8 protein-coding genes and 1 pseudogene are annotated in these 18589 nt (G+C 42.8%); 1 reads left to right on the top strand and 8 read right to left on the bottom strand.

Going from position 1 to position 18589, the window contains the following annotated elements; genetic code table 11:
• Nucleotides 1–86 precede the first annotated feature (86 nt).
• From IX84_RS31315 to IX84_RS21195, 5 genes are all read right to left on the bottom strand, one after another.
• On the bottom strand, nucleotides 87–1310 hold the full coding sequence (locus tag IX84_RS31315; RefSeq protein ID WP_052516265.1) for a hypothetical protein: 1224 nt from the start codon (nucleotides 1308–1310) through the stop codon (nucleotides 87–89).
• A 50-nt stretch (nucleotides 1311–1360) separates the two neighbouring features.
• On the bottom strand, nucleotides 1361–4402 hold the full coding sequence (locus IX84_RS31310) for a BspA family leucine-rich repeat surface protein (protein WP_052516264.1): 3042 nt from the start codon (nucleotides 4400–4402) through the stop codon (nucleotides 1361–1363).
• 121 nt (nucleotides 4403–4523) lie between these two features.
• On the bottom strand, nucleotides 4524–5513 hold the full coding sequence (locus IX84_RS33075) for a hypothetical protein (RefSeq protein WP_152605180.1): 990 nt from the start codon (nucleotides 5511–5513) through the stop codon (nucleotides 4524–4526).
• Between the two features lie 70 nt (nucleotides 5514–5583).
• The gene (locus IX84_RS21200; RefSeq protein WP_044225513.1) at nucleotides 5584–5892 is read right to left on the bottom strand and encodes a hypothetical protein; all 309 of its coding nucleotides are present in this window, start codon (nucleotides 5890–5892) and stop codon (nucleotides 5584–5586) included.
• A 427-nt stretch (nucleotides 5893–6319) separates the two neighbouring features.
• The gene (locus IX84_RS21195) at nucleotides 6320–10069 is read right to left on the bottom strand and encodes a fibronectin type III domain-containing protein (protein ID WP_152605179.1); all 3750 of its coding nucleotides are present in this window, start codon (nucleotides 10067–10069) and stop codon (nucleotides 6320–6322) included.
• Nucleotides 10070–13145: 3076 nt separating this feature from the next.
• Between IX84_RS21195 and IX84_RS34690 the strand changes: the two genes are divergently transcribed.
• Nucleotides 13146–13340, top strand: coding sequence for a transposase (locus tag IX84_RS34690; protein ID WP_081968875.1), 195 nt, complete (start codon nucleotides 13146–13148; stop codon nucleotides 13338–13340).
• A gap of 45 nt (nucleotides 13341–13385) precedes the next feature.
• Here the strand turns inward: IX84_RS34690 and IX84_RS21185 are convergent, their stop codons facing one another.
• The 3 genes and pseudogenes from IX84_RS21185 to IX84_RS34175 all read right to left on the bottom strand — a co-directional run bounded on the left by IX84_RS21185 (nucleotide 13386) and on the right by IX84_RS34175 (nucleotide 18501).
• Entirely contained in the window at nucleotides 13386–15131 is a 1746-nt protein-coding gene (locus tag IX84_RS21185; protein ID WP_044225503.1) for an AIPR family protein, read from the bottom strand.
• A 608-nt stretch (nucleotides 15132–15739) separates the two neighbouring features.
• Complete coding sequence (locus IX84_RS21180; protein WP_044225501.1) at nucleotides 15740–16372, bottom strand: hypothetical protein; 633 nt, start codon at nucleotides 16370–16372, stop codon at nucleotides 15740–15742.
• Nucleotides 16373–18033: 1661 nt separating this feature from the next.
• A pseudogene (locus tag IX84_RS34175) lies at nucleotides 18034–18501 on the bottom strand (ISL3 family transposase).
• Nucleotides 18502–18589: the final 88 nt, after the last annotated feature.

Below are 18589 nucleotides of genomic sequence, written 5' to 3'. Positions count from 1 at the left end.
TTAAATACTTGTTAGCGATCTGTGCATCCGAGCAAAACTAGCGTGTGCAGCGGGCTCAGACATTCCTCGTGTTAGAGGCTGTTTTTTTACGGACAGGTAATAGCAGTTTTTATTAAATTGCCGCTATTGTCAATTGTAACTCTCCAGCAATTTCCATTAGGAGATGTAAGAATTATTCCACTACCGATATTATCCACATGAATATCTCCACCTTTTACTTGGAGTTTTGAAGTAGGCAAGCTATTTCCAGTTGAAATACCAATATTTCCAATGCCAGAAATTGTGAGATGATTGCTACCGTTTGATCTAAAATTGAAGTGTCTACCAGAACCTTCGCCTTGTGGAAATCCGAAGTTCAAAGTCGGCTCGGAATTAATAAAATCAACAGAATAAATTGAAGAATTAACACTTGCAGCGCTATTAGTTAAGTTAATTCTAGGGTGAGAGCTTGCATGTTCAGTAAATTGAACAAGTGTATTATTATCACCAACTATTTCTAATTTACTTACAGGTGTACTAGTTCCAATGCCAACATTTCCATTATTGTCTATTCTCATTAGTTCAACAGGATTGGAAGAACCATTCATTATTTTGGTAATGCCATTGGAAATTAGTGCAATACCATTGCCCGTTCCAACTAAGCCACTGTAGTTCGCTAGCCCAGAAATAGCAGTATAGGTTGAAGACCAATGTGTAAGTTGAGTTATTCCTGTACCATTTCCAGCCTTTAATTTCATACTAGCATTAGAACCATTTGAGGTAGATGTATTATTAATCGAGAGTAAATATCTTCCTGCACCACTAGGAATATCTCGGATTAGGCTTAAGGAATGAAGGCTATCAGATATATTACCAATTCCAATATTTCCTAAGTCATAATACAACCCAAATCCATCCTCTTTCCATTTAGAACCATTTTCGGCATAAAGCGCATAAGGAACTGAAACCATTTGAGTAGTTCCAATCAAAGTATAGCTTGTGCCGCCATTTTCATTCATTTCAATTTGTAAGTAGTGAGAAGTTCCTCCCCAATCAATCGTAGTGAAGTTTCCAGACTGTACAATTCCATTTCCAATCTGAATTGTGAATAACCCTAAGTTATTTGTTGTAACGCTATGAGTCTCTGAATATTCATTAGTCCCTGCTGGTGAGCCACTAAGGACACTCATACGGAGACTGATATTTTGATTTGGCAAGGGGTTTCCTGATAAATCTCTAGCGACACCTTGATAATTTATCATCTGCGGAGCTTGAGCGAAAGATACAGTTACAATAAAGAGAACAAAAAGAGTGAGTGTTATATTTTTCATGTCTGTCTGTTTTTTTGAATTATTTTTTTTTAAAGAACTGACTCCTTCTTTTACCGACTCACCAAGACCCGCTTCGTCACCGGCGCACGCCCCTCACCCTGCACAGTTACAAAAAGGAGACCTGATGCGGAATAAGCCCCCCTCAGGTCAATCAGGAGCTGAGTTTCCGTGGTCTGGGCGGTGTAGACCGTCTGGCCTACAGCGTTTCGGACGACTACGGTGCTGCCCTGTTCCCGGTACGGAAGGGAGACGGTAAACTGCCCGTCATTAGGGTTAGGGAATAGAGTGAAGCCACTATCATTACTACCCCCAGCTAAAGGCATAGGGGCAGAGAGTGTGACACTAGGCCCTACTTCAAAACCAGAATTTTCACCATCACATAACGATCTTACACGCCACTGTACCGTAGCGCCAACGGGTAGATTATTGACCGTGTAGCTGCTACTGACCGGGACATCGATAGAAACGCCATCCCCACCGACAGGACGGTACTGGAAGCGGTAGGCTGTTGCCTCCGCTACTGCATCCCAGGAAAAGGTGGCAGAGGTGGCGGACTGGGACTGGGCCAACAGATTGGCCGGTTTGGGGCATGGGGCTATGCCGATAAGGAATTCGCCCGTTTCCGACCACGGAGTGTCACCGTCCGGGCAGATGGCTTTGACCCGCCATTGATAGCCTGAGCCAAAGGTCAAATCAGTGATATCCACGCTATTGCTCGTTACCGTTAGGAAAACCGCTGCACTGGTCGGCGCTCCATTTTCCAGGTATTGAACCTGGTACTCCGTAGCTCCCAGCACTGCGTCCCAGGTGAGGGTGGCGCTGTCATCCGTGAGGTCGATGGCTTGTAGGTTGACAGGGGCTTCACAACCGTTTTCCAGCAGGTCGCAGATATCATTTGCGTTGGTATCGATGAGCTGCCCTGCACAGTTGCAGTCTGTGCCGTAAACATCATTTTCTGTGCAGTCATCCCCATCATCACAGGGCGACCCGATAAGGGCATCATCGAGGTCCGGGCAATTATCCTGACTATCGCAAATGCCATCACCGTCCATATCTGAGCAGGCAGATGTGGTAAAGGAAGCAATATCGGAATAAGGAGAATTTTCGTCGCTGCAGATGGCTCTGACCCTCCATTGGTAGGTTGTTGAGGGAAGCAGTCCTGGGAGGGTTACCTCTGTCATTGTGGTGGTCCCTGTGCTGACCGTATTAAGCGGGGCTCCCTGTACAATATACTGAATAAAGTACTCTACTGCTCCCGGTACCGCTGACCAGGAGATGGTGGCGGTATTGCTTGATGGGTTATTGACAGAGAGGTTGGTTGGGGCGGTGCAGCCCGTTGCACAGTGGCTGCAAAGCGCGCCACCACAATCTATATCTGTCTCATCGCCGTTTTGTATGCCATCGCTGCAGGTCTCACAGGAGCCATCGTCCTGGGTGGCAGCAGGGTTGTAGTTGTGGGCATTGGGGTTGGTGCAGCCTAATATTGCGGAGCAGTCTAACTCATCTCCTCCGAAGGCCCAATTATAATCGTTGATTAATATATTCCTTGCGTCCTCGCCAGCGCAATATTTCAAGTTAGGGACCATGAGCTGAATACCACCCTGAACATTTTGATTGGCCCAACCAATCAGGGTACTATCATAGCTAGTTATGGACAACCCAACATCAAATAACATAAAAAACATATCAGTCACGTTACTAATATCCCAGCCCCCTATGTTCTGATCGAAAGAGGTTGCGCCTTCAAACATTTGGACCATAGAGGTCACATTGCTGACGTCCCAACCGCCTATATCCTGATTGAAAGCACTCGCTTGATTGAACATAAATCTTGTATCAGTTACACTACTTAGGTCCCAACCGCCTATATCTCCGTTGAAGGACGATGCGCCACTGAACATATATGTTATATCAGTTACATTACTGAGGTCCCAGCCGCCTATATCCTGATTGAAGGATTCTGCTCCGGCGAACATAGCCTTCATGTTTGTAACAGTATTGGTATTCCAGCTCCCTATATCTTGACTGAAAGCAATAGCTGAATGGAACATATAAAACATGTTATTAACATTGCCGACATCCCAACTACCTATATCTTGATTGAAAGAACTTGCCTTCCAGAACATCCCATACATATTGGTCACACTGCTTACATCCCAGCCGCCTATATCCCGATTGAAAGATTCTGTTTGAAAGAACACCCCCCCCATATCGACCACACTACTGACGTCCCAGCCGCCTATATCTTGATTGAAGGAAGACGCAGATGAGAACATGCCAAACATATTTGTTACACTACTGACATCCCAGCCGCCTATATCCTGATTGAAGGACTCCGCGTCTGAGAACATAAGTGACATATCCGCCACATTAGATAGGTCCGGCACATCAACTGCCTGCCCGGCAAGGTAAGTACAACCCCGAAAAGCAGAATTCATACTACTCCATGAAATATCTCCCCATTGATCAACCGAAAGGATTTTTTCCTTATCCCCTTCATCATTAAAATAAATCCTTGGAAAATCCCCCCGGATCGCCACCTGATAGGTACCTGGCGTACCATAATCGTGTGTAATATCCCCGGAAACCCCAAAGTCATCATACACCCCGTCATTCTCCCAGTCTACATCGTAGTTGTAACCGATGCCTGTGGTAGGTATGGTAATACAACTGGAGCAGGAAACGCCGGGGTTGTCGGTCTTCCAGGTGGTGATGAAAGCATTAAAGGTTGGATTACACGGTGGGCATAAGGCACCTCCGCAGTCTGTTTCGATTTCATCTCCGTTTTGTATGCCATCACTGCAGGTCTCGCAGGAATCATCATGCTGGGTGGCGGCAGGGTTGTAGTTGTGGGCATTGGGGTTGGTGCAGCCTTGTATACCATAAGTTTGATGAAACCCTTGGCTAACAATTATCCCTCCGTTGATTAAAGTGGAAGTTGCAAGCTCGCCTAATGTCCAGCTAATATGTAGATCACCGACCTGGGCTTCACTGCCTGAAGATCCGATGACAACCGGAGTGAAATTTTGTCCAGCACAGTCAATACTAATGATGAAAAAGGTAATGTATAAAGCTATTAATCTGGAGATCATATTAATAGTTGTTTTCATTTATGATTTAAAGTCTTAGCAAGCGATGCCCAGAAACCAGAAAAAGATGTGTTCATGAGAAAGGGAATCTTGTTAAAAAGTCTTTATAGCCTCACACCAACTTCTATGGACAGGTGACTTGAGTACTAATAAAGCCTCCGCTGTTCGATACCGTTACCCGCCAACAATTCCCGTTAGGTGATTTCATGATCACCCCTTTTCCTAATTCTTCAATGTAGATATCTCCTGAGGTTGATCTTATTCCTCCTTCTGTACTGAATACATAATTAGATTTTTGAAAGGATGCTATTTCTGTCGGAACGTTACCATCAACGCCTATTTTAAATTTAATTGTTGAAAGTTCCGGATTTGATCGAATGATCAAACCATTCCCATTCTGGTGAGATAACACCCCTTTACCTGCTTGATCAGGCACACCAGTATAGTTAGGTGAACAATGTGATAACCTAGTAAAAGGCCTATCCGGCATTGAAGGGCTACCAGCAGTCAATGTTAGGGCCACATTAGACAAGTTTGAATTATTTTGGTTATCTAAAAAAACAAAATCACGTTCACTTGCCACTTGTGTATTTCCAATTATTGACAATGGGCGACTTGGGTCAAAGTCGCTACCAAGTCCCTCAGCAATAGCAACACTACCCCCAGAATAGCTGATTCCACCGTTATATGGAGACCAAAACCCTGTATTCCCTGCATTTTTTGCGTAAAGCGCATAGGGTACTGAAAGCAATTGATTTGTACCTGCCAAAGTATAATCAGCACCACCAGTCTCGTCTATTTCGAGTTGCAGATAATGTGTGCTCACAGCCCAATTAATGGCTGAGAAGCTCCCTGATAAAGGGTCTCCACTACCTACTTGAACCGAAAACAATCCAAGAGAATTTGTTGTAACATTATGGGTTTCAGCATAACTTATTGTACCAGATGTAGACCCTTCCAGTATACTGATGCGCAAGCTGATTTGTTGATCTGATAATGGTGAACCTGATAGATCTCGGGCGACTCCCTGATAATTCATCTTTTCAGGTGCTTGAGCAAAAGATGTGGCAAAAAAGAATAAAGTAAAAAGCGGTGCTAAAATCAATAATCTCATTGATATTTTATTTTAGAAAGTTTAATAAAACGGCTCCTTTGCTTGTGGAGGGTCAGTAAAAAAGGAATTCCTATCCCACCTGATATGCACCAGTAATACTATAGTCGTATATAACATCCCCGGAAACCCCAAAGTCATCATACACCCCGTCATTCTCCCAGTCTACATCGTAGTTGTAGCCGCCGCCCGTGGTAGGTATGGTTATACAGCTGGAGCAGGAAACGCCGGGGTTGTCGGTCTTCCAAGTGGTGATGAAAGGTGCTGTATTTTCGATTTTAGAGGGGTGGGCTCCGAATAAATCTGTGGGGATCCACAACAAGAGGCACAGTCCTGTAAGCAGGTGAAGGGCTCTCAAGGGAGCGATGCTTGATGAAGGCATATTTGTTTGGTTTTTTGTGTTATTTACTTTGCCTGGTGTATCTGTCAGATACGGTCACAGACGCATCCGTATAGCAGATCCCTTAACCTCATTTCCCTTCATGATTTCACGCCAAGGGGAATATAAAGTGCGGTATGACCACGTTCACGATTTGAACACCGCTTACGTCGGGACTACAATGAATGGGTTAATAGATCGGTGCTAAGAAAAGTCAATGCCTGCGCTTGGACAATGATTTATGTCAAAGATAGGGCATTTCTGCGTTTTCCCTGCAAATATCCAAGGTCTAGCCTAAAAATTATTTTTAGTGAGTTCGGCTAGAATAACCTCTGGCTATGCTTTTGTTTCTGCCGCTGACAGGGCCCTTGGGGCAAGGCATCTCCTTTCCCCCAAAGTACCCATCAGGAGCAATGGTGGGTCGGTGCTTTTACCGGGCCACCAAGACCCGCTTCGTCACCGGGGCACTGTGCCCATCAGCAACCGTAATCAGCAATAGCTGATGGCTGGATTTCCAATCGGAAAGATCCAGTTCCAGTTGTTTTTGGCTATCGGCCGTTATGCGGTAAAGTTGTTGTCCCAAGATACTGCTTACTGTGACTACGCCCGAGAAGGGCTGCTCGAAGACCAGGTAAGCTTTGTCCTGTACAGGGTTGGGGAAAAGCTTGAATGGATTGCCCGATGCCGCTTGTGCCGGGGTACTGAAGTTTTGGTACTCCTCATCCCCGCCGCTCAGTTCTGTCCAGGTGGTTCCGGGTACTGCGAGGTTCAATGCGGGGCCAATGACAAAGGCGGAGTTTTCTCCATCACACAGTGCCCGTACCCGCCATTGGATAGTCGAGCCCTGGGGGAAGCCTGTTAATGGCACTTCGTTTTCGGTGACATCTATGCTCACGCCATCACCACCTATAGGACGGTACTGGAGACGATAGGACTGCGCCTGGGGTACCGCCGACCAGGAGAAGGTGCCGCTTGTGGGCGAATTCACCTCAGCAGCCAGATCGATAGGCTCGATACAACCTTCGTCCAGGTCGCATATACCATTATCATTGGTGTCTAGCAGGTCGCCTTCGCAACCGCAGTCAATCAGGTACCGGTCATTGATGGTGCAGTCATCTCCATCGTCACAGGGCAGCCCCTGTAAGGCATTGACGACCGTGACTGTAGCCGTACATGCTGAACTGTTCCCAAACTGATCGGTCAATGTGAGCACGACAGACTGTGGCCCGGCATCAGCACAGGTAAACTGGGTTTGAGATAAGGCGATGTCCATCAGCCCGCAGTTGTCCGTCGAGCCAATACCAATATCCGCAAAACTGATACTGCTGCCTTGAGTTGGCGTTACGCTGACCTCCGCGTCTTCACATACCGCTACCGGCGGAATGCTATCTTGCACCAAAACGATCAGGGAAGCGGTACCGGCATTCCCAAAAGCATCGGTTACACTAAAATCGAAAGCATACCAGCCGTCTTCGGCGCTTAGCTCAAAGCGGTATTGTTCATTATCTGCATCGTAAACGACCCCGAAATCCGGGGAGGCGTCTGAGAGGCTGTCTGTAAGTATGGCAGTAATAGCAAAAGTGTCTGCCGATGGGCAGTTATCGGAAGGCACAAGCTCAAAGGTAGTGACCGTTGCGCAGGAGGTGTCTAAAGTGGAAACCCGCAGGGTGTCCTGTTCCAGCAGGCTGCCCCAGGGGGTGTAGATGGAAAGTTCCGGCGCAATCGTATCTGGCGCAACCGACAACGTAATTTCCAGGCTGTCAGCGGTACTGCCCTCAATGAATAAAGAGACCACGGTTGTGTCTTCCGGAATAGCCGTGCCCGCTGCTGGGAATTGCCCAATAGACAGGCTCCCAATATCCGCACTACAGCCACCGGAAACCATTACTGCACCGGTGAGATCCGGTACAACGGCTTCACAATTGGCATTAAGGACTACCGTTGTATCGGTTATCGCCGCAGTGAGCAAGGATCCCAGCGTATCCGCTACCGTTATTTCTGAAATGCAAACACCCGTATTGCCTGCTGCGTCTGAAACCAGCAATAGCGCAAAGTGGGTCCCTACCTCATCGCAGTCTGCCATCGGGAAAGTCGAGTCCCAATCGGTAATATCGCAATTATCCTCGCTGCCGCCATCCAGGGAGGCCGGAGGGATCGCAACCTGTCCGTTTGCTCCCAGGTAGACCGTGATGTCGGCACATTGGGCATTGGGCGCGTAGACATCTTTCAGCGTAACGTTGCTTGTACAGGTATCAGCTTTGCCATTTTCCCCTTCTACATACAACGCAACGGTCTGAGCAGAACCGTCCTCGCAGCTGAACGACAGCTGACTTGCCGTATAGCTCAATGTACCGCAGTTACTATAAGAGCCATCATCTAAATCCAGAGCGGTCAGGCTCGCCATGCCCTCCTGATTCAGGCTCACCTCCCGGTCGCGGCACTGTGCCACCGGCACCTCTTCATTAATGACCGTAACGGTGGCGGTGCACATACCGATATTGCCACTCGCATCTTCAGCCAGGATAACGACTTCATTATCGCCGATATCGGTGCAAGAGAGCTTTCCGGGGAGGATAATGGTATCGGTTAGGGTACAATTGTCGGTTAGGGAAGCTTGGAGTAGGTCGAGGCTCAAACGTAGATGTGTTCCATCTGTAATGTTAACTACTGTATCATTACAGGCCAAAGTTGGAGCAGAACTGTCTTCTACATAGACTGTAGAGATACAGTTGAACGTATCAATAGGTGTAAACAAAGATACCTGCACCTCATTTTGACCTACTTTACTACAGTCTAGTATATTGAGAGAAGCCGTCACTTCCCATTCCGTACAAAATACCGCTTGAAGTTCATCACTTATAAGGTCCAATGGATCTAAAATGACAGATTGGTCTTGAAAAATTTGAAAGCTAACATCCTGGCATAATTCACTAATTTGACTTGGATTATTATCCAAGACCATTAGTACCCATTCTCCTTCTGACAAAGCAGGAGAGGTATTACATGTGCCATCATACGCATATCTTCGAAAAATGGTAGTTTCCGTAAAATCTCCTTCTGAGGGCGTATATGTAGCACCAACATCCCCACCACTTGTAGAAAAAGTAAATTCTTCTGATGTAGCAACCCATTGATAACTAATATTCCCATCTCCCCCCGTAGCTGCCGATAGACTCCCTATAGTTTTAGGTGTACCGCCATAGCATAAGGTATCTCCAGCACTATCAATCTTGCCTGAACTAAACTCAGGCAGTTTGGTCAACATCCACTTTCCGGACGATACTAAGGGAGTAGTGCTGCATGTGCCTTCGTAAGCGTAACGGCGATATGTGATTGTCTGTGGGTTATCTGCCATCGGTATGTAGGTTGCGCCAGTAGCGCCAGCGATATTGGATGTAAAGTTATCTGCCGAAGATCGCCAGGTGTAGTTGATATTACCGTCACCGCCACTGGCAACGGACGTACTGCCGATTTCTGATGGAAAGCCTTCGTAGCAGATGGTCTCACCAGTGTTATTGATCTCGCCTGGGCTAAACTCCGGTAGTACCGTTAGTACCCACTCACCGGAAGACGCAATAGGTTCAGTACTGCACATCTGATCATTGGCATAACGACGATATGTAACAGATTGCGTAATACCTGCTGGAGGAGTATAGGTTGCGCCAGTAGCGCCGGCGATATTTGATGTAAAGTTATCTGCAGAAGATCGCCAGGTGTAGTTGATATTACCGTCACCACCACTAGCAACGGACGTACTGCCGATTCCTGATGGAAAGCCCTCGTAACAGATGGTCTCACCAGTGTTATTGATCTCGCCTGGGTTAAACTCCGGTAGTACCGTTAGTACCCACTCACCGGTAGACGCAATAGGTTCAGTATTGCACAGCTGATCATTGGCATAACGACGATATGTAACAGATTGCGTAATACCTGCTGGAGGAGTATAGGTTGCGCCAGTAGCGCCGGCGATATTTGATGTAAAGTTATCGACCGAAGATCGCCAGGTGTAGTTGATATTACCGTCACCGCCACTAGCAACGGACGTACTGCCGATTTCTGATGGAAAGCCCTCGTAGCAGAGGGTTTCTCCTGATTCATATATTGAACCAGCTTGAAATAAATCTGTCACATTAACCTCAATACTATCTGATAAGACATAAACTCCATCTGTAACTGTCACGTAATAAGTAGTGGAAGTTGAGGGCGTAATTTTTATTAATGAAGATGTGTCACCTGTAGACCAATTTATTCTTATACTATTGCTGTATAGAAGACTTACATCGCTTGGATCTATAGCCTTATTCCAAATAATTAGGTCGTCTAGTTTACCATCAAATAAGAACTCGTTTCTTAATTCTCTATTTTCAGAGTATGATGTACTTTCAGAAGCTCCTACTCGATTAAAGAAAAAGTCATCGGGACTGTGACATCCATTAACGTCGTAGTAATCATAGTCATTGGCTCCTGTGAACCAATTACAACTTGTATATGGAGATAAGTCCAACTCGATCGAGCTTGCTAATTGACCGTTTAGAAAGATACTTAAGGAGTCATTCTTTTTTACAGCAGTAACGTGGTTCCACACAGAGTTGTCAATACTAGAGGGCTCTATAGAAACTACATTATTAGGTAAAGAAAAAAATAATTGATCTGAGAATCCAAAAATTTCATCTCCTCTGAGTAAGCTAATGCCACTATTTGAATAGTACATAGTGGAAAGATCATAGTGAGGACCTCTCGGGGCACCGCCTAAAATCCTTCCAGCAGAGAGGCTATCTAAGGTGCTAAACCAAAAAGAGTATGAGTATTCATTCCTTTTTTCTTCGTTAAAGAGAATGGGCTCTAAAAGCTCAAAATGAGTATCTTTTGCCCCACTCAAATATAGGGCTTTATTCTCATAGCCAAATCTGTCAGCGGAAAACGCTGCTGCCTGCTTGGAACTCAAGTGATACTTCCCTTGGGCATTTAATGTGTTTCCGTTGAATCTATAAATTGCTGTAACAAGGTCTGTTTTACCATCCAACATTAATGCTTTACGAAGATCATTGACCAACGATATTGAGATACTATCCCCCATGCAGATGGTTTTTACTGTATCTGATATAAGCCCAGTAGTGTGTGGAGTAGTCAAGGAATCAATAAGTTCTACTACAGCTGAACAACTATCTTGGAGCCCTGATTCATCAAAAACATTCATTATCAGTTCATGACAGCCAATGCTCTGAGAAGACAGTGTTGTCGTGGATAAGCTTATTGATATATCTCCGCATTCATCAAACGACCCATTATTAATTAAACTTTCATCTATGTTGACATCATTGGCTCCCGCAGGTATATATATTCTGGCATTTTTGCAGAGGGCAACAGGAGGAGAGGAATCAAAAATTGCACCAATTGGGATGGAATATATTCTTTGTTCGCCAAAATAGTTGTTATATAACACCTTAACATTACCTTTTAAAGTATCTCCGCAACTATAGGAGGATGGATCAACTAAAAAAAGATCAAATAGTTCGGACTCTCCAGGCAGAAGATGATAATTGGTGCTACCATTTATAATAAAGCCTCCATTGGTAACAATTATTGTATCAATATAAGCAGCTACAGAATCCGTATTAATTATTTTAAAAGCATGGTTAGAATTGTCTGTTGAATAGTCGAAATAAGTACCTCTAGAGACAGAAGGTTCTCCATCCGAATTCACTAGAAACCTGTTACTTTCATTATAAACTGATATTTGCTCTTTTTGTAAGGCTCCAATATCAAATATCGCTACTGCCCCCTTATTCCTCCGTACATCGTAAAACGGAGAACCAATGGCAATCGTATCGCCTGAAGTAGATAAATCTACAGAGTATCCAAATTTATCTCCTATAACTTCACCAGACAGTGAATATTTTTCAGCTACATAGTTGTTGCCATCCCAGCTGTAAATATTAACTTTTCCATAGATGTTTTCATATATATCAACAAATGGGTCTCCTATAGCGACTTTGGCTCCATCATACGAAAAAGAAATCTCCTGACCAAAATAGACACAGCAAGTGTCTGCCACTTCCGCAACCTGCTGCCAAGTTGATGAGCCCCATGAATATATTCGTACTAAATCCTCATTCCCTAAATTAATTCCAATAGTATTGCCATCTCCAGACATTGCCAAAACCCTCCCCGCTACTCTATAGCCCGAATTTCCACTTATTTGGTTCCCTCTCTGTTGCCAATTACCAGAAGTCCAATCGTAGACCCTTATGATACCAGGAGCTGAAGGTGTTCCATATCCTGGGGCACCACATGCTATGGTACCGCCGTCAGAAGAAATGGCCACTGTGGTACCTAACTGATCTCCTGCCCCCCCTAAAATTGCTTGTCCTCTCAGGTTCCACGAACTACCGTCCCAATCAAATACCTTCACATCACCTCCTATTTCACTTCTTGGTGATCCAACAATCAACACTGAGCCATCAGAGGATAGGTCTATTGCCTCTCCAAACCTAATATTTGAACCGCTCCCGATAAATGCATCCCCTCTTTGCTGCCAAACACCATTTATGTTTTCCCAAATTACAACTAAACCAATATCATACAGGTCGTCCTCATCATAATAAGGTGCACTTGCTGCAACCACTAGTCCATCATCAGAAATACAAACTTTATGACCTAGACCTCCTTGCCCACCTAGTAGGCCTCCAATGAAACTAGTTGCCATTAGGGTATCGAACTCCTCAGTTTCTAAATTGTATACATAGACCAGTCCTGCGTTAGAATCATAAAAATCGTCAAATGGTATACCAATTACAACTGTCCCTTGGTCAGATATACTTACATCCGAGCCAAGGAGGCCATATTCTGAATTTCCCGTTATAATCTCACCTAACTGTTTTTGTCCAAAATTAGGCTTTACAATTAGAAATAATAGCAGGGCTACGAGTGCTGCCTTTGAAATAGCTTTCATATGCATAAATGTGTATTGCACTCCTTTTTCTATGACGCCTCTTTCGTTAATGAATTTAGAGCGGTTAAAAATCAGAATAGAAGATGATTTCTTGAATACTAAATTAAAGAGTATTATTGAACGCTTAAGAGTATCCAAGAAGAGCTTTCTAAATAATCGAACCATAAAATTCATGTTTTCATTTGGGTTATGCGTAAATGTAGGCCTTTTTCCATGATTGACAATGTAAATCATTTGGGAATGTGACATCCTTTATGGTTGCTAAGCCTCAAAATAACTTCACAAGTCCCCAGTTAAGAAGTCCATCCTGGATATCGGCCAAGACACGGTACGCTTTGCCTACCAGGATTATGCCGATGGCGCACGCAAAAAGGAGATGGACCTGCCCGGAACGGAGTTCATCCGCAGGTTTTGCTTCCATATACTGCCCCCACACTTCCGGAAGATGCGCCGTGCACCCCTGCCCCCGCTTCGTTCAATCCCGGTCAACCGGGGCTAAAAATGTCAGTGGCACCAGACATTTCAGCCTTTAATATTAGCAGCATCATTTTTTCTCTAATAGGTCAGCAACCAAGTCCTCCTCTTCTATAATATTGGATTTATTATTATAGTCTACCTTTGATTTAGGTCTTTTAAAATATCCTGGAAATGAAAAAGTCTTGTTTACTCTATTATGTGCCTCTATGTCTTCCTTTACGATTTTTTCCACAATTGAATAGGCATCCTCATAGGCTCTATCTAATTCTGAACTTGAATCAACTTTAGTTAAATTTGATTCCAGGTTTTTATAAGTTCCATATGATAGTAGTTCATCTGCGTACAGGACAAATTGATTTTCATTCCTTTTAACTTTCTTTTTTTCCTGCACTTTTTTATATATTTTATAAGCAATTAATAACTGTGAATATAAAGGAGACTCCTCGCTTCCATCGAACAATTTATTTAAAGGATTATTAGAATTAGTAGCATCAAAAACTGTCTCCAATACTGTTGATATACTGTTTTTTGCAATTTCTGGCTTTTCGTAAAATGTAGCATACCAATACTTAATTACTGTATCACTATTTATTGATTCCTTACCGTCTTTACTCAACTTATTCGAGAAGGTCTCTCCTCTTTTAGTAATATAAGCAATGTCATTTAATTCAAACAACTCTTTTGTCCAAGAGTTAAAATCTTTGTTACTAACTTTATCCCTAAAATTTATCGGTGTCTGAGTATTCGTTGCATCTGTAATTTTATCAATAAGAGTCGGATCATCTGTTTCGTATAATCTAATGTTTAAAAATATATCCCTAACTTTGGCTGGCGATTCTTTAAATTTAGAATAAATCACTCTAGTCGTTTGTAGTCCATTTACTATGACTGGATTAGTTGTTGGAATTATGTATTCTCCATCTTGAGGACCATTAGGTAAACTTAGCTTTTCGCAAATAATTGTTATTCCATTGTTCAGGAAAGGGAAATAAATCGCATCGTTAGCATCGTCAATTGTTTGGGACATTTTTTTATTTGCTCTGGCTCGCATCCCTAAGTACCCCCTAATATTTTCGGAAAATAAAAAGTCATATGTAGAATTAGAATTTAGTTCTTCTTCAACTAATTCGCAGAGTTGTAGAGCACTAATGCGAAAATTTGTCGCCCTAACATTTTGAATAGAATAACTATATAATGCCTGATTATCCCTCAACGCAACATTAGAGTTTTCAGGTGTGAATACAAATCTAATATCATTTCTTCTATTTTGCGCTTTTATTAACGCACTTATCTTACTGTAAATACTATTCGAATCCCAAATTTCAAAGCCATTATCTACATTGTGGTAAGCATTGAACGCTTGAGTATTTCCAGCATAATTAGAGTTATCATTTTCTCCACTATACAGAAAATATAGTCTTGGATCAATTATATATCCTGAAGTAGATAGTTGCTTATACTCATTGATCTTAGGGATAAGATCTTCTACATTTGGTTTCCCCACCTGATTTCCATGAATGAAAATATCGTTAAAATCATTTCTAAACTTATCAATTTGATTTGGCTTTAAGGAATTCGAGTTCTTACATTGGAAAACATGCATAATGTAGTAATCACCTTGCTCTTGAAAGTATACACCGTCAATCCCACCGTCTTTACTTCCCTTGATGATAGTGTCATCGTAAACATCTTGAAATGACCTATCCAATACAGCTGCAATTGAAAATATTTCAAAAGCAGTATCTCTATCTACCTGAAAACTTGATGAGATTTTATCTATATACCCTTCTAAAAAAAGATCTTTGTTACTCATATTCCTTATGCTTTTCTAATGCAAAGAGTGTACGGCTATCAAATGCAAATATAAGTTTTATTCAAAGAGTCAATGAGAGTTTGTCACTTTTGGCTAATCAACTCGTTATCAACAATTTGACTACTGCTAACTCAAAGCAATGTCTGCGCCCCACATCCCGAGCGCCAGGCATCCGAGCCAGCCCGCGCAGACATTTCAGTCGACGACGGCCATAGCCTTTGGCGACGAGCCGTTGGACTAAGCCAGCCTGCCTCGCTGTCCGGTTGCCTTAGGGGAAACGCGCTTGCCTTCCTCCCGAACAAAGTGCTTGTAAAATATACTTTTTTCTCTCCCCTGTCAAACTTAGCGCACCGCTCAAAGTCCGAAGGCCCTATTTTACTGCCCGGCACTTTCAGGCAGGCATTCACAGTATCTGGATGATGGTGCGCACCGTTGCTCCTTCCTGCTGCACAATGCTGGGTCAACGGCCCTCCGGGCGTTTATGGGTTAGCCCTGCATGCAGCCCATAATGCCGCGAGCGCTGGAAGTAGCGTGGCTGTTGGTGTTGCAGTATTTGGTGCATCGTAAGCAGCGGCTCCATATTCCGGTACGCTTTGGGGGCTGTTACACTAATACTTTGAAAACCGCTTTGAAAAATTCATAATAATTGGGAAAATGACAATTGAAAGAAAAGGAAATAGTAACGATTGAATGAATAGTCTGCTATATTCCGTGTAACCATGAGAAAAGAACCCTGAGAAAGCAGATCTAGGCATGATTTGAAATAAAGAGGCTAATAAGAACGAAGCGATAGCGCTAAAACAAATGCTTACAACTAGTAAAAGCAATAAATGCTTGTCTGTTTTATCTGGCATAGCATTAGAATACTCTGTATACAGCAAGAACAATGTGTACCCTGGTAAAAGCGCTAATAAAAGCGGATAAAATACAGCTACAGCAGAATACTCAACCCAAGTTATTGGCTCATTCGCCTGGGGAGCTAAAACAACTGAATTAACCCCATAAAAGGCTATTGGAAAATAGAATAAAAGCGAAAAAGTACAAAAGAGGCTGTGAAGCAGCCGTCCAAACAGTAATGCCAAAACAGAAAATAAGACTAACAGACCTGAGAGTCTGTACAACCAATGGTCAAGACCGTAGCCATGCAAAAATATAAACAATGATTCACTCCCAAAGTATGTTACAACGGTAGACATAGACACTATAGCAGCTATACTTGCTAAGCTTTTGTTGTTCATCATGGGCGGTATTATTTGACTTATGTAAGAGCTTATCCGGGAAATCTTGGAGTTTGGCTAATCTTTTATGTCTTTTTTTAAAAAAATCTAATAATCAAGCCGATAAACCACATAACCTTCCACGTGGAGACTTTCGGGTTCCCCCTCTTACTTTTTACTACGCTGCCGTTTGCGCCCTGTACAAGGAGCTTACTGTTTCGGCGTACGCTATTGGGTTTTCTGAGCCCGAATAGCATCTGCCTATTGGGAAAAGTTTAAAAAATGTCCTGTTAAAGCGCATTATGAGGGAAGGTCAATGTCACTCATATTATAGTGATTTATATTTATAAAGCAAAGAGAACACCAACTGGAAACTATTCAACCTGTTAAAAAGAACAACATTTGGATTTATAGCACAAATCCGAATTAAAAAGGCTTTTAAGAAGAATTTGCCTGAGTAACAGATTTCAATTTGCTGTCACAAAAAACAATTAGTTACATGGCACCCTATTGTGATTCTTCTTTGTTTTGATTTATCTGAAAGGGAATGAGGTACAATCTTTCTTGTGTGTCCGTTTGTGTCTCATATCTCTGTCAGCCAAATACTATAGGAGGTCTAATGAATCCAATCAGTCTTGTGAGGCTTTCGGTTCCAACTTTAGCAATACATTGTTCTTTCATTGGTGTATAGTTATTGAGAAATCGTTTATTTTTTATGCTAATGTTGTAAAGTACAGGAACCGTTAGTCTCACTTAACACTTTGACAATCTAAGATTAAATCAGTATTGTTTGTTCATTCAGTAGTTGTCATGGGTATGTTTAGGTTTGTAGGAAGAAAATAAAATTGTTTGTACAGCAATTCCCTCAACACTATCGAGCTGGTTCCCCCAGTGTGTTTATTCTTCCAGTCTCCCAGCTGAACCGATACATGCCCATGACCTTTTTAACTCAAGGCAAAAGCACATAGCGCTCCAGTCAGACTGTTTTCTTTACATCCTCTTCAAGCAGTAGCCAAAGGCTACTGCTTTTTGCATCATTCGGTTCTTTGATCCTTCAGTGCATTAAAGATTGGAATCAGGTTGAAAAATAGTGTAGCTCATTTCCCTATGTACCTGCTCGATGAATGGGGGACCTGAGCGTTATTTCAGCGCATACTGTGGCGAAGGATATGTGTTACTTGTATTTAATTTATTTTCATATATTTGATTCTTATAAAGCTGGGATATAGGAAGCGTATCTGAGATATTTAGAATATTATTCCTTTTTAAATCGTAATTCGGAATAATATATATCGAGATCATGTTTTTTACGTGTAAATAATTCCAATTAACTGTCACAAAAAGTAAGAATATATTTTACGGCACCCTCTGGTTTTTCTGATTTTTGGCATGTCAAACGAAGGGTAAATTAAGTGAGTGTGCTTTGTGCACCTTTTAGTTTGCATTAGTTTAAATTGGGAAAGGCTTATGAACGCATAAGCCCTTGTGAGACTTCCGGTTCCAACTTCTACATATTTGCGATTTTTTTGAAGTGTGCATATTTATTTGAACAATGGTTCTTTATTGCTTTTATGTGGCTGTGGAACCGTTAGTCTTACTTTTACGGGAACTTCTGTAAAGTATAAGTTAATTCTGTTTTCACAGCCATGGGTTTGCTTAGGTTTCCAGGTAGAAAACGAATGGCTCTATGCGGAATTGTGTGGGTGCTTAAGGTCGGGTTTACCTGCTAATAAATAGATCATAGTGATAAAATTATTGATATTCCGGTATCCCCTCGCTCTTCTTTTTGCCAGCTGGATCTTTATGTTAATGCCTTCTAATATCCCATTGGTTAACCGAGATGTAGTAAAACTTATTATTCCATAACAGTGAGCTTTCAGGGTTTTGGTGAATTAAATGAATGGGAAGATGTTACTCTCCCCCACCTGGCCACACCAATCAGCTAAAAACATTTCTGCTTGTTGTTCTTCCTTCATTTCCCAGAAGTCATCAAATGGTATTTTAAGCCAGTAGGCTTCGCCAAGAGTTGGATATAGCTTAAACAAGCTATCCGGCTTATCTTTTTGTGCCTTGTGCTCAACTTCTTCTCTCCTTTTAAATAAGGTGTACTTATGGGCTTTGACCTTGGCCCCGCTTCGTGCAATCCCGGTCAACCGTGACTGAAAATGTCAGTGGCACCAGACATTTCAGCCTGTAATATTGCATGCTTTTAAAAAAATCATGGTCTCCCCCCCCCCCCCT

It is taken from the genome of Phaeodactylibacter xiamenensis (assembly GCF_000759025.1).
Classification (GTDB): Bacteria; Bacteroidota; Bacteroidia; order Chitinophagales; family Saprospiraceae; genus Phaeodactylibacter; species Phaeodactylibacter xiamenensis.
The sequence above is the reverse complement of the archived record's forward strand: the minus strand, read 5'-3'. Positions and strand labels throughout refer to the sequence as shown.